The following is a 12,830-nucleotide window of genomic DNA, read 5'->3' as shown; positions in this document are numbered from 1 at the left end:
GGCGGAGGCGCTTAATTGCTGACACTGAGCGTAAAGTCATCCACGTACGCGGTTACGTTGGTGCTGGTGCGCCACAGGTAGCACTTCAGCTGGTTGGTGGCCTGCACCGAATCGGGCAGCGTGAAGGTGTGCGAAATCTGCTGCCAGGACTTGTATTTCTTCACCTCGTCGGGCAGTGTGAAGCTGCCGTAGAACACCGGCGAGCCTTTATCGGCCGAGTGCGCTATCGATACCACTATCTGGGCGGTAGCGCCCTTGTCGGGCAGCCAGGCCCAGCCCGACACAGTCAGCTTTTTGACGCGCGCGGTGCTCATTTGGCCCAGCGTCTGGACGTAGGTGTAGCCATACTCATTCTGAGGGCCCACTTTCAGGGAGTACTTCCCGGAGTGCGCCTGCTCGGTGGTGATGCTGGCATCGTTGCTGCCGCCCCAGCCCTGCACGTTCTCAAAATCGTTGCGCGTGACGATGGTTCCCTCCGCGCCGTCGTTGTGAGAGCAGGAAACCAGGGCGCCGCCAGCCACGGCCAACGCAATAGAGAGAGAAGTAAGTAAACGCTTGCTCATGATTGTTGATGAGTGAATAACACAGCAAAACTACGGCACTTATCGGGATACCGCGGCGGCTAAAGTCTCACCTGGCCATTGCAGTGCCAGGCAAAGCCGTCGGCGGCGGCCATTCATTCCGCGTCGGGCTGCGAGCCGGCGGCCCGGGCCGGCAACACGAGGCGATGCGCCGCGGATGGCCGGGCATTGCCGGGAAGAAGGCGGGCGCGGTGGGCCGTGCTGTCGAATTGCGCAGTAGTTTTGAAGGCTGTGAAAACCGACCTGGTCGGCGGGCTGGTTCTTCGAGGCAAAAAGGCCCGCCATTACTTGCCGGGCCCGAGAGTTTTCCGAAGCTAATCGATTGTCATCCTAGCGGCGCGGCGGCGCCTCCTTCGTTTTCGCATGAGTGTAATTTCTCCTAAAGCGCATCGGTTGGGCATGGTGGGCGTGGGGCTGGCAGCGGCGGCCATCACGGCCGTGCTGTTCTGGCCGGTGCTGCTCAATCCCAACGACTACTTCTTCCGGGCCGGCGGCGATGCCCTCCAGAGCTATTACGCCACGGCCTTCTACGGCCTGCACGACCTCGGCAACCGCTTCACGGGCATGAACTACCCGGCCGGTGAGCATTTCAACTACCCCAACTTGCAGCCGCTGGTGGCCCTGGCCATTGCGCTGCTCGAGCGACTGGGCATTCCGGCCGGGCGCTACACGGTGGGCATCGTCAACGTGCTGCCCCTGCTCTCGCTGGTGGCCACGCCGGTGGTGATGTATGCCATTCTGCGGCGCACGCGCATGCCGGTGCTCTACTCGGGCGTGCTGGCGCTCCTCATCGGCTTCATGGCACCGCAGGTGCTGCGCCTCGACGGCCACATCTCGCTGAGCTACGCCTGTTTTGTGCCGCTGCTCTGGTACTGCATCATCCGCATGCAGGAAAATCCGCGCCAGTGGCGCTGGTACGTGCTGTTTGGCGTGGGCACGTTGCTGTTTGGGGCCGTGATGCTGTATTTCCTGGCCTGCGGCTGCTTTTTCCTGCTGGGCCACGTGCTGGTGCTGGCCTGGCAGCAGCCGCGCCTGCGGCCCTGGCTGGGGCGCATGGTGGTGGCCGCGCTGCTGCCGCTGCTCATTTTCCGGGGCTACCTCTGGGCCACCGACCACGTGGCCGACCGCCCGCCGAACCCCTACGGCCTGCTCGTGTACGTGGCCTCGCCCAATACTGTCTTCACGCCCGTGGTGGGCCCGCTGCACGACTGGTGGCAGGAAACCTGGCCCTGGTCCGACACCGACAATTTTGAGGGTTTCGCCTACGTGGGCCTCGTGGCCACGGCCACCCTGGCCGTATCGGTGCTGCTGAGCGTGGTGGCCGTGGCGTGGCACCGGCGCTGGCGCCGCCTGGGCCGGCCAGCCCTGCCGCTGCACCTGCGCACGGGGCTGTGGGCGGGCACGCTGCTGCTGCTGCTGGCCTGCGGCATCCCGTTCAAGTGGGAGTGGTTTGGGTGGATTACCGAGCACTCGGGGCCGGTGAAGCAGTTCCGCTCGCTGGGCCGCTTCGGGTGGCCGTTTTACTACGTAGTCACCACGTACACTGCTTATTGCCTCTACCGGCTGTACCGCTACCTGCGCCGCCGGCACTGGGGCGTGGTGGCCTGGGCGGGCGTGCCGCTGCTACTGCTTTGGGGCGCCGAAGCATATTGGCAGGTTTCGACGCGGGCCAACGACGTGCAGCAGGGCACCGGCGCCAGCGACTTCCTCAATCCCAACTCCGGCCTGGCCGCCCAATTCTCCTGGACCAAGCGCAGCGTGCAGGATTTCCAGGCCATTCTGCCCATCCCGTACTACAACATGGGCACCGATAAGTTCGACATTAGCGGCAGCAGCAATTCTATCTTTCAGGCTGATAAGCTGTCGGCCGTCTCGGGCCTGCCCCTGCTGGCCTGCTACGTGTCGCGCGCATCGGTGGGCCAGGCCCTGCAGCACATTCAGCTGCTGAGCTCCGACATGGTGGCCAAGGAGCTGCTGCCCACCTTCCCCAACCGGAAGCCCATCCTGATGCTCGTCACGCCCGACTACCTCACCCCCGGCGAACAACGCGTGGTGAAATTGGGCAAACTCATTGCCGCAACCGCCGACGGCTCGCTCTACGAATTGCCCCTCGATTCCCTGGCGGCCACGGCCCTGCCCCGGGAGCGCGCCAAGGCCGCCGCGCTGCTGCCCACGCTCCAGCCGCGGCCCAACGGCCTGTACGTGACCTCGCCGCTGGGCGTGGTGGTGGATTCCTTCGACAAAGCCGCCGACCGGCGCGGCCGCCTCGGCGCCGGCGCGTTCTACGAAGCCAAAGACCAGTTCCACACTCTCTACGACGGCCCCGTGCCCACGCCGGCCGATACCGGCCAGTACGAAGCCTCGGTGTGGATGTACGGCAAGTCGGACTACGGCTACGGCAACATGCGCGTCAAAATGTTTGATGCCCAGAGCAATGTGTTGGGCGAGCCCATCGTCGACGGCCGCAAGGCCAGCGAAATCCAGGGCAACTGGGTGCGCATGGTGGTGCCCTTCCGCGTGAAGCCCGGCACGGTGCGCATGCAGGTGCTGTATGAAACCCGCGATTTCCTGGCCGACGACCTGCTCATCCGGCCCGCCGGCACCGACGTGTACTACTACACCGGCACCGGCGCCCAGCGCCGCCTCGTCAAAAATACCTACCCGCTCACGCCGTGAGCGGTGAGCGGTTGGGAACAGTAGTAAAAACGAAAGCCCTCCCGGGAATTCATCCAGCTATTGCAATAAGCAGCAGCTGAATGAACCCCGGGAGGGCTTTCGTTTATGGCAGATAATTATTGCTGGAAGTATAGTTTCTTCCGGTCCGTTACGTTCCAATATTGTAGCATGGTCGCATTCATCTCCGACATTTTGTAGTCGTATGTCAGGCCCCAGCTCAGGATGTTGCAGGAAACGTAGAGATGCACGATTTCATCGGGCGAATCGGCTATCTGCTCCAGCGCATACCGCTCACACTCGTTGTTGTTGGGCATTTGCAGCACGGCGTCCGCGTGCATGTAATAGACCGCCGCCACGAGCAATACCGCCAAATAACCCGTCCGGACCCGGCTGCGCAAATGCAAAAGCAGGTAGTAGGCCGATACCCCGAAGCCGAGCAAAAGCGCGATGGTGACCGGCGTGGTGATATCGCCCCGAATCAGGTTGGGGCGGTAGTTGCGGAAGCCGCCGAAGGGTATCAGCGCCACAAACACCACGCAAAACAACCCCACCGCCCGCATGATGAAAAGCACCCGGTCGCGTTCGGGGGAAGGGGGCAGCAGCCAGCGAACCAGCCAGGTATTCACCACCACCATCAGCACAAACACGGGCAACCCCCACTGGCCAAAGCCTTCGAAGATGATGCCTCCGGGCAGCATTTTGTAGAGCTGCCACAAGGTGTAGATGTGCGTGCTCTCGGCCTCGTTGCGGCCAATGTACAGCGAATACAGGTCGAGCAGGCCCATGATAAATAGCAGCCCAAGGGCCTGGTTCGATAGCCAGCCGGTGGCCAGCGTGCGCGGCGCATCGGCGGTGGGCTTCATCCGCACCTGCCGCACCAGCCAATAAATGCCCACGCCCAGCAGCAGCACCGACACCGTGGCCATCGCAATGGGCCCGTTGAAGGCCAGTACCACCATCAGCAGCACCAGCAGCACGGCCCGCCACGCCGGCACCCGAAACGGCTGCTGCAGGTAGGCTGCTTTGTAGAAGGGCCAGACCAGCCCCAGGAGCATCATCATGGGGAAGCCGTAGAAAAAGGTGTACGTGATGGCCGAATTGGTAAGCCCTATCTGGTAGTTGAAACCGTCCGTTTGGAACAAAGGCACCAGCAGCGCCGCCGCCACCCAATACGCCCAGCGGCTCCGTTGGGCCCCGATGCTCAGCCGGATGTAGGCCGCCAGCAACAGCATGAAGCCCACCTGCACCCCGGTGTTGAACAAGGCACTGGCCACGTACAGGCTGTTGACGGGATTGGTGAACAGCTGCAGCACGAACGGCATGGTCTTCCAGTAAACGGTCATGGCCGCGTGCGCGAAAAAGCGGTTGGTGCCGCTGTAATGCGCGTCTTGGGTAATCACCGACCAGCCGAAGGGGTCGTTCATGATGGGTACGCACTTCTCCTCCGGCAACACAATGGTGACCAAGTCGCCATCCAAGGGCAATTGGTGGTTTTGCCAGAAGGTGTAGGCGGTGTCGAGGGCGATAAACGCGAGCAACAGGCCAAACCAAATACTTTTTGGAACAGACTTAAACATGGGGGCTAAATGAAATAAGCAGATTGCCGCGCGTGCGGAGCCGGGAGCAGGGCAAAGCGAAAGGGGCCCGGCTTGCTGGCAGAAAAACGGCCCGCTCTACTGCGGCGCGGCGCCCACGGCCCGCTCGGCCCTGCGGCCTGCGGCGGGCCCACCACCGCCTACCAGTAGAAGACTCGCTTCATAAAAGCCGCCCACAGCACTAGCGAGCCCCACGGGAGCTGGCTGGTGCTGTGGGCGGACAACGGGCGGGCTTACTTAACGCTCAGCGTCACGTCGTCAATCACCACTTGGTCGCTGGCATTAGCGCGCCACAGCGACAGGCGCAGGCGCTGCGTCGGCGTGGTGTTTTCCGGCAGCGTGTAATCGGCTTCCACTTTCTCCCATTTGCCGCGCGCTTTCACTACTTCGGCCACGCGAATGCCGCCTCCGAATACTTCCTTGCCCGTTTCGGGCTCAATTACCTGCACACCCAATACGCCGGTTGCTTTATCGCTGGGCAGCAACACCCAAGCCTCCAAGTGGATGGCTTTAACGCGCGTGGGCGAGATGTAGCCCAGCGCCATTTCAAAAGTCGTGCTGAATTCATGGTCCTTGTCCACCTTCAAGGCATAGCGACCGGAGTGGGCTTTGCCGCGGAACAGCGCCGCCGGGTCGGTGTTCCAACCGGCCAGGGCTTCAAAATCATTCTTCGTAATGATTTTGTCATCTACAGCTTTATCTTCTGATGAGCAGGCGGCCAGCAGAGTCAAGCCGAACAATAGGGTAAACTTTTTCATAAAAAAATGGCGAGAGAGTATTCGGCAGCAAAGGTAGGCCGGCTGTGCTGTAATTCATTGTCGTTATGCACAACTCAAAGCTTGCGCACCGGAAAAAGTAGCCCCGCATTCCATTGCCATAGGCGGGCCGGCATCAGCTGGCAGGCGGGCCCCGCGCTTGCAGATGCCAGGCCGTGGGGGCAGGCCGAATGAAGGAAGACACAACTGTTCGGCCTCACCTCACAATTGTTCGGTGCCCCGGCCAGCGGCATCAACACAATGGCCTTTGTGGGAGGTGGTGCGCCGCCCGTGGCATTGAATGGCACCGGGGCGCTCTGGGGCAATGGTGTATTTTTGCCGGGCATGAGCCTGACCGATGGCGTCAAATGCCAGCAGTTTGAAGAAAGGCATTGGCCGTTTGTTCCCGCCGCGATGCGGCGGAGTGTGTAGCGCTGGGGAAAAGACCCGGGGCACTCGGCACCTTGCCTCGTATTACCGGCCCAGAAAACGGACTGCTTTCGATTCGAGCAAATGGTTTCATAATCATGGATATACGCTAGATGGCTGGGCGTGAATTTGATTGCGCTGGCCCATAAGTACGCCCGATTTTTCTGCCCCGAACTATTCTTCCGTCCGCATGAAACTGTCCGTCATCATTCCCATCTACAACGAGGAAAGCAATATCGACGAGCTCCACCGCCGCTTGTTGAGTGTGCTCGAACCGATGGCCTTGTCCGGCGGCTTCGAGCTGATTTTCATCAACGACGGCTCACGCGACCAGTCACTGCCCCTGCTCCTGAACCTGGCCGCCCGCGACACGCGGGTGCGCTACATCGACCTGAGCCGCAACTTCGGCCACCAGATTGCCGTCACGGCCGGCCTCGACCGGGCCACTGGCGATGCCGTCGTCATCATCGACGCCGACCTGCAGGACCCGCCCGAGCTCATCCCGCAGCTGCTGGCCAAGATGCGCGAAGGCTATGAAGTGGTGTACGCCAAGCGCCGCTCGCGCCAGGGCGACAGCGCCGCGAAGAAGCTCACCGCCCGGCTGTTTTATCGCCTGCTGGCCAGCATCACCCACATTTCCATCCCGGTCGATACCGGTGACTTCCGCATTATTTCGCGCAAAGTGGTGGAGGGCCTGCGCCTCATGCCGGAGCAGAACAAGTTCATCCGGGGTCAGATTTCCTGGATTGGCTACCGCCAGACCTTCATCGAGTACGACCGCGCCGAGCGGGCCGGCGGGGAAACCGGCTACACCTACCGCAAGATGATTCGCCTGGCCCTCGACGGCATCACCGCCTTCTCCGACGTGCCGCTCAAGGCTGCCACCATCAGCGGGTTTGCGGTGTCGGGCATTGCCTTTTTCGTGGGCTTGTACACGCTGTATTCGCGCTTCATCACCCACGACTACCAGCCGGGCTGGGCGTCGCTCATGGTGAGCATCCTGTTTCTGGGCGGCGTGCAGCTCATTTCGGTGGGCATCATCGGCGAGTACATCGCCCGGCTCTCGGCCAACGTGCGCCAGCGCCCACTGTACCTGATTTCGGATACCAACCTGCCGCCGTACGCCGGCCCGGGGAAGTAGGAGCGGGGCGTTAGCTTTGTTCACCCACTCCCTACGCTTATGCTGCGCATCCAGAATTACCTCAACGGCCAGCTGGTGCCGCCCCAGGCCGGCCGCTACCTCGACAACGTGGAGCCCGCCACCGGCCAGGTCTACGGCCAGATTCCCGACTCCGGCTCCGAAGACGTGGCCGCCGCCGTGGCCGCCGCCGAAGCCGCCCTGCCCGCCTGGCGCGCCCTCCCGGCCGAGGACCGGGGCCGTCTGCTGGTGAAAATAGCCGACCTCATCGACGCCAACCTCGACCGCCTGGCCCGCGCCGAAAGCCAGGACAACGGCAAGCCGCTCAGCCTGGCCCGCGTGATGGACATTCCGAGGGCGGCCAGCAACTTCCACTTTTTCGGCACCGCCGCCGGCCACTTCGCCACCGAAGCGCACGTGCAGGAAGGCGTGGCGGTGAACTACACCGTGCGCCACCCGGTGGGCGTGGTGGGCTGCATCTCGCCCTGGAACCTGCCGCTTTACCTTTTTACTTGGAAAATTGCGCCCGCGCTGGCCGTGGGCTGTTGCGTGGTGGCCAAGCCCTCGGAAATCACCCCTGCTACCGCCTTTCTGCTGAGCGAACTGTGCATCGAAGCGGGCTTGCCGGCCGGCGTGCTCAACATCATCCACGGCAACGGGCCGAACTGCGGGCAGGCCATTGTGGAGCATCCGGGCATCAAGGCCATCAGCTTCACGGGCGGCACGGCCACGGGGCGGCACCTGGCCCGCACGGCCGCGCCGCTGTTCAAAAAGCTCAGCCTGGAGCTGGGCGGCAAAAACCCGAACATCATCTTCGCCGACTGCGACCTGGCCGCCGCCGTGGCCACCAGCGTACGCAGCAGCTTCGCCAACCAGGGCCAAATTTGCCTCTGCGGCTCCCGCATCTTCGTGGAGCGGCCCATTTACGAAGCCTTCAAAACCGAGTTTCTCCAGCAGCTGGAGCTGCAAAAAATCGGCGACCCGCTCGAAGCCGATACTAAGCAAGGCGCGCTGGTGAGCGAAGCGCATTTGAATAAAGTGCTGGACTACATTCAACTGGCCCATGACGAAGGCGGCACCCTGCTGGCCGGCGGCCACCGCGCCACCGTGCCCGGCCGCTGCGAAAGCGGCTACTTCCTGGAGCCCACGGTGTTTGAAAACCTGCCTTTCGACTGCCGCACCAACCAGGAGGAAATCTTCGGCCCCGTGGTCACCCTCACGCCCTTCGACACCGACGAGGAAGCTCTGATGATGGCCAACAGCACCGACTACGGCCTCTCCGCCACCCTCTGGACGCGCGATTTGCAACGCGCCCACCGCGTGGCGCACCAGTTGCACTCCGGCATTGTGTGGGTAAATACTTGGCTGCACCGCGACCTGCGCACGCCCTTCGGCGGCATGAAAAACTCCGGTGTGGGCCGCGAAGGTGGCTTGGAAGCCCTGCGGTTTTTCACCGAGGCGCAGAACGTGTGCGTGAAGCTCTAATATCTTCGTCGCTATGAATACCGCCACCTATCCACGAATGCAACCGTGGCCGGCTTGGCCGCGCTTAGCCGGGCTAGTCCTTGCACTGGGTTTGCTCGACTGCTTCGGTGCATGGGGACTGTTGTACGTCAACTCGCTCGTTGTTTCCTATGCTTACGGCCACGGCATCAGCGAGACGATTGAGTTAAGCGTTTGGGTGGTGGTAATTGGTTGGGTAGTCGGTATCACCTTGCACCTGATTGCCTTGAATCGGGCAGCCCGGCAGCAGCAAAAATCCGTAGTCGCCATACTCATCACAAGCAGCCTGTGGCTGACGTGGCTTTGTGCAATTGTGGGTGCATTTTCAGCCTACGCTACTTTAATAGGCGACCTCCTGCACGCTGCCTTTGGTCGTTAGCCCAATTCCACCCCCGCGTACACCTCCGCCAGCGGTACTTGGCAGCCGATGCTGCTCAGGTCCAGCACGGCGTCAAGGTCGCGGGTTTCGGTGAGTACCCAGCGGCCCCGCTCATCCTGCGTGTGCAGTTCGGCATAGGCTGATTGCGAGTCTAATACCAAATACTGGCGCAGGCTCGGCACTTGTCGGTAGAGCATGAATTTGTCGCTACGGTCATACTGACTGGTAGTAGGCGACAGCACTTCTACCAATAGCGTGGGATTTAGTAAGGTATCAGGTTTTTTTTCCTCGTTGAATTTCGGGGGGGCGCATACTACTGTCAGGTCAGGATACACGAAGGCACTGCCACTCATAATTTGTAGGCGCTGGTCGCTGCCCACTACTGAGTAGTTTTTTCCGCGCAATTGGCTCCGCATTTCACCGCCCAGATTCATGCAAATGAGGTTGTGTGAATAGCTGGCGCCAACCATGGCGATGATTTTGCCTTCAACGTACTCGTGCCTGAATTCTGCCTCGCGTTCCAAGCGCAGGTAGTCTTCGGGCGAAATGAAATCAGGATTATCAGTGTGGCGAACAGGAAGGCCCATAACGTGCTCAGTGAGGGAATTACCCAAAAGTACGAACCCAACCCCCGCCCCGTCTTACCTTTGCGGCTTCAATCCCTTGCCTGCCCGCATGCCCCACGCTACGCCCGATTACTACGCCCATCCCACCGCCGTCCTCGACGAGGGCTGCCAGATAGGCCGGGGCAGCCGCGTGTGGCACTTTTGCCACGTCTCGGCGGGGGCCGACATTGGCGAAGATTGCAACTTGGGCCAGAACGTATTCGTGGCCGACGGCGTGGTGCTGGGCCGCAACGTGAAGGTGCAAAACAACGTGAGCCTCTACGGCGGCGTGGTGTGCGAAGACGACGTGTTTCTGGGCCCTTCGGTGGTGTTCACCAACGTGAAGAATCCGCGCAGCGCCGTGCCCCGCAAGGGCGCCGGCCAGTACCAAACCACTTATCTGGAGCAGGGCGTCACCGTCGGGGCCAACGCCACCATTGTGTGCGGCACGCGGCTGGGGCGCTACGCCTTCGTGGGCGCGGGCAGCGTGGTCACGCACGACGTGCCGGCCTATGCTCTCGTATACGGCGCGCCCGCCCGGCCCCAGGGTTGGATGAGCGCCTACGGCCATCGCCTCGCCTTCGACGCTAACCGCCGGGCCACCTGCCCCGAAAGCGGCGAACAATACGAGCTCAGCACCGACGAACAGTCGGTGCGTCCGCTCGCCAAAACCGACAAACGAACCTCGAAAATCTAACTACGTGTACGACCAACTATTGCGCAAAGAGGCCACCCTGGCCGTCATCGGCCTCGGCTACGTGGGCTTGCCCATCGCCCTCGAATTCGCGAAGCAGCTGAAAGTCATTGGCTTCGACATCAACGCCGGCCGCGTGGCCCAGATGAAACAGGGCATCGACCCCAGTGGCGAGCTCGAAAAGGAGGCTTTCAACGGCTGCGACATCACCTTCACCGATTCGCTGGAGGTGCTGCGCCAGGCGCAGTTTTACATCGTGGCCGTGCCCACGCCCATCGACGAGCACGCCATGCCCGACCTCAAGCCATTGCTCGGCGCGTCGTCGTCCGTAGGCAAGGTGCTGAAAAAGGGTGACTACGTGGTGTTTGAGAGCACCGTGTACCCCGGCTGCACCGAGGAAGACTGCATTCCGGTGATTGAGCGCCTGAGCGGCCTGAAATTCCCGAACGACTTCAAAGTAGGCTACTCGCCCGAGCGCATCAACCCCGGCGACAAGGAGCACACCCTGCGCCGCATCGTGAAAGTGGTGAGCGGCAACGACGACGAGGCCCTCGACACCATTGCTAAAGTATATGAGTTGGTGGTGGATGCCGGCGTGCACCGCGCCAGCAGCATCCGGGTGGCCGAGGCCGCCAAAATCATCGAAAACACCCAGCGCGACGTCAACATCGCCCTGATGAACGAGCTGTCGATGATTTTCGACCGCATGAACATCAACACCTACGAGGTGCTCGAAGCCGCCGGCACCAAGTGGAACTTCCTCAAGTTCAGCCCCGGCCTGGTGGGCGGCCACTGCATCGGCGTCGACCCGTACTACCTAACCTACAAGGCGAAAGAACTGGGATACGATGCCAAGGTCATTCTGAGCGGCCGCACCACCAACGACAACATGGGCGCCTACATCGCCCGCAAAACGGTGCAGATGATGATTAAGAAGGGCAAGGATGTGGCCAAGAGCCGCGTGCTGGTGATGGGCGCCACCTTCAAGGAAAACGTGGAAGACATCCGCAACTCCAAGGTGGCCGACGTGATTCAGGAGCTGAAAAACTTCTCGGTGAACGTGGACATTGTGGACCCCCACGCCGACTCCAACGAGTTGCACCACGAGTACGGCTTCCGCCTCACGCCCACCGACGACGTGCGCAAGGACTACGACGCCGTGATTGTGGCCGTGAGCCACCAGCCCTACGCCGAAAAAGACGAAGCCTACTTTCAGTCCATTACGTCTGACAACGCCGTGCTGGTCGACATCAAAGGCCTGTACCGCGGCAAAATGAAGGACATTCAGTACTGGAGCTTGTAAACTAGTTGTCAGTTGCTCGTTGTCAGTTGTCAGGCTTATTGCCGGCGCTGGTGGCCGAATTAACAACTGACAACGAGCAACTGACAACTAAAACAATGACCAAAATTCTCGTGACCGGCGGCGCCGGCTATATCGGTTCCCACGCGGTGGTGGAGCTGGCGCAGGCCGGCTTTCAGCCCGTCATCATCGACAATTTCAGCAACTCGCAGGAGTCGGCCGTGGCGGGCATTGAGGCCATTTTGGGCACGGCCGTGCCGTTGCACCGCATCGACTGCGGCGACGCGGCGGCCCTGCGCCAGGTGTTTGAGACGGAGAAAGACATCAAGGGCGTCATTCACTTTGCGGCCTACAAGGCGGTGGGCGAATCGGTGGCGAAGCCGCTGGCTTACTTTCAGAACAACGTGGGCTCGCTGCTCACGCTGCTGGAGGTGATGAAGGAGGCTGGCGTGGAAAACCTGGTGTTTTCTTCCTCCTGCACCGTGTACGGCGTGCCCGACGCGCTGCCCGTGACCGAGGCCACGCCCACCAAGCCGGCTTCCTCGCCCTATGGCCGCACCAAGCAGATGTGCGAAGACATCGTGCACGATGTATCGGGCGCGCCCGACAACCAGATTCGCACCATTCTGCTGCGCTACTTCAACCCGATTGGCGCGCACGAGTCGGCTAAAATCGGCGAATTGCCGCTGGGCGTGCCCAACAACCTGGTGCCTTTCATCACCCAAACGGCCGCCGGTATCCGCGAGAAGCTGACGGTGTACGGTACCGACTACGATACGCCCGACGGCTCGTGCATCCGCGACTACATCCACGTTGTGGATTTGGCCAAGGCCCACGTGGTGGCTGTGCAGCGCCTGCTCGACCATAAGGCCAGCGACACCGTGGAAACCTTCAACGTGGGCACCGGCCACGGCAATACCGTGCTCGAAGTGGTGCACACTTTCGAGGAAGTATCGGGCCAGAAGCTGAACGTGGAACTCGGCCCGCGCCGCCCCGGCGACGTGCCCGCCATCTATGCCGACGCGACCAAAGCCGAGCAGGTGCTGGGCTTCAAAACCGAAACCTCCCTGGCCGACTCGCTCGCCAGCTCGTGGAAGTGGCAGCAAACGCTGGCGAAATAAAAAATCAAAAAGCACGTCATGCTTCGACTGCGCTCAGCATGACAAATCACCCAA

At 61.6% G+C, this 12,830-nt stretch carries 11 protein-coding genes; 7 read left to right on the top strand and 4 right to left on the bottom strand.

The features are described 5' to 3' along the window. Positions 1–11: 11 nt before the first annotated feature. A complete protein-coding gene (locus tag Q5H92_RS16420) occupies positions 12–563 on the bottom strand; it encodes a carbohydrate binding domain-containing protein (RefSeq protein WP_305012633.1) in 552 nt (183 codons plus the stop codon). A gap of 381 nt (positions 564–944) precedes the next feature. Here Q5H92_RS16420 and Q5H92_RS16415 point away from each other — a divergent pair, with 381 nt between their 5' ends. Continuing rightward, positions 945–3,257 (top strand): DUF6311 domain-containing protein, encoded by a 2,313-nt coding sequence (locus Q5H92_RS16415; RefSeq protein ID WP_305012632.1) that lies wholly within the window; start codon positions 945–947, stop codon positions 3,255–3,257. A 116-nt stretch (positions 3,258–3,373) separates the two neighbouring features. Here the strand turns inward: Q5H92_RS16415 and Q5H92_RS16410 are convergent, their stop codons facing one another. Beyond that, on the bottom strand, positions 3,374–4,834 hold the full coding sequence (locus Q5H92_RS16410) for a hypothetical protein (RefSeq protein WP_305012631.1): 1,461 nt from the start codon (positions 4,832–4,834) through the stop codon (positions 3,374–3,376). A gap of 251 nt (positions 4,835–5,085) precedes the next feature. Further along, complete coding sequence (locus tag Q5H92_RS16405; RefSeq protein ID WP_305012630.1) at positions 5,086–5,610, bottom strand: hypothetical protein; 525 nt, start codon at positions 5,608–5,610, stop codon at positions 5,086–5,088. A gap of 616 nt (positions 5,611–6,226) precedes the next feature. Here Q5H92_RS16405 and Q5H92_RS16400 point away from each other — a divergent pair. Genes Q5H92_RS16400 through Q5H92_RS16390 form a run of 3 tightly spaced genes read left to right on the top strand, consistent with a single transcriptional unit; the run spans position 6,227 to position 9,056 of the window. Then, a complete protein-coding gene (locus Q5H92_RS16400) occupies positions 6,227–7,177 on the top strand; it encodes a glycosyltransferase family 2 protein (protein WP_305012629.1) in 951 nt (316 codons plus the stop codon). Between the two features lie 39 nt (positions 7,178–7,216). Then, on the top strand, positions 7,217–8,659 hold the full coding sequence (locus Q5H92_RS16395) for an aldehyde dehydrogenase (RefSeq protein WP_305012628.1): 1,443 nt from the start codon (positions 7,217–7,219) through the stop codon (positions 8,657–8,659). A 13-nt stretch (positions 8,660–8,672) separates the two neighbouring features. Then, complete coding sequence (locus Q5H92_RS16390) at positions 8,673–9,056, top strand: hypothetical protein (RefSeq protein ID WP_305012627.1); 384 nt, start codon at positions 8,673–8,675, stop codon at positions 9,054–9,056. Here Q5H92_RS16390 and Q5H92_RS16385 read toward each other — a convergent pair. Further along, positions 9,053–9,643 (bottom strand): Uma2 family endonuclease, encoded by a 591-nt coding sequence (locus Q5H92_RS16385; RefSeq protein WP_305012626.1) that lies wholly within the window; start codon positions 9,641–9,643, stop codon positions 9,053–9,055. The genes Q5H92_RS16390 and Q5H92_RS16385 overlap by 4 nt on opposite strands. Positions 9,644–9,731: 88 nt before the next feature. Between Q5H92_RS16385 and Q5H92_RS16380 the strand changes: the two genes are divergently transcribed. The 3 genes from Q5H92_RS16380 (at position 9,732) to galE (ending at position 12,776) form a co-directional block, all read left to right on the top strand. Then, entirely contained in the window at positions 9,732–10,358 is a 627-nt protein-coding gene (locus Q5H92_RS16380) for an acyltransferase (RefSeq protein WP_305012625.1), read from the top strand. A 4-nt stretch (positions 10,359–10,362) separates the two neighbouring features. Next, positions 10,363–11,658, top strand: a complete 1,296-nt coding sequence (locus tag Q5H92_RS16375; protein WP_305012624.1) for a nucleotide sugar dehydrogenase — start codon at positions 10,363–10,365, stop codon at positions 11,656–11,658. A 95-nt stretch (positions 11,659–11,753) separates the two neighbouring features. Next, positions 11,754–12,776 (top strand): UDP-glucose 4-epimerase GalE, encoded by a 1,023-nt coding sequence (gene galE, locus Q5H92_RS16370; RefSeq protein WP_305012623.1) that lies wholly within the window; start codon positions 11,754–11,756, stop codon positions 12,774–12,776. Positions 12,777–12,830: the final 54 nt, after the last annotated feature.

The organism is Hymenobacter mellowenesis (assembly GCF_030581005.1).
GTDB classification, from domain to species: domain Bacteria; phylum Bacteroidota; class Bacteroidia; order Cytophagales; family Hymenobacteraceae; genus Hymenobacter; species Hymenobacter mellowenesis.
Note: the sequence above shows the minus strand (reverse complement) of the source record. Positions and strands in the feature narration are given on the sequence as shown.

Excerpts from the sequence above, each read along its gene's own strand:
- Q5H92_RS16380 (WP_305012625.1), top strand. The coding sequence starts at position 9,732 with ATGCCCCACGCTACGCCCGATTACTACGCCCATCCCACCGCCGTCCTC.
- Q5H92_RS16405 (WP_305012630.1), bottom strand. The coding sequence starts at position 5,610 with ATGAAAAAGTTTACCCTATTGTTCGGCTTGACTCTGCTGGCCGCCTGC.
- Q5H92_RS16415 (WP_305012632.1), top strand. The coding sequence starts at position 945 with ATGAGTGTAATTTCTCCTAAAGCGCATCGGTTGGGCATGGTGGGCGTG.
- Q5H92_RS16420 (WP_305012633.1), bottom strand. The coding sequence starts at position 563 with ATGAGCAAGCGTTTACTTACTTCTCTCTCTATTGCGTTGGCCGTGGCT.
- Q5H92_RS16390 (WP_305012627.1), top strand. The coding sequence starts at position 8,673 with ATGAATACCGCCACCTATCCACGAATGCAACCGTGGCCGGCTTGGCCG.
- Q5H92_RS16400 (WP_305012629.1), top strand. The coding sequence starts at position 6,227 with ATGAAACTGTCCGTCATCATTCCCATCTACAACGAGGAAAGCAATATC.
- Q5H92_RS16395 (WP_305012628.1), top strand. The coding sequence starts at position 7,217 with ATGCTGCGCATCCAGAATTACCTCAACGGCCAGCTGGTGCCGCCCCAG.
- Q5H92_RS16410 (WP_305012631.1), bottom strand. The coding sequence starts at position 4,834 with ATGTTTAAGTCTGTTCCAAAAAGTATTTGGTTTGGCCTGTTGCTCGCG.
- galE (WP_305012623.1), top strand. The coding sequence starts at position 11,754 with ATGACCAAAATTCTCGTGACCGGCGGCGCCGGCTATATCGGTTCCCAC.
- Q5H92_RS16385 (WP_305012626.1), bottom strand. The coding sequence starts at position 9,643 with ATGGGCCTTCCTGTTCGCCACACTGATAATCCTGATTTCATTTCGCCC.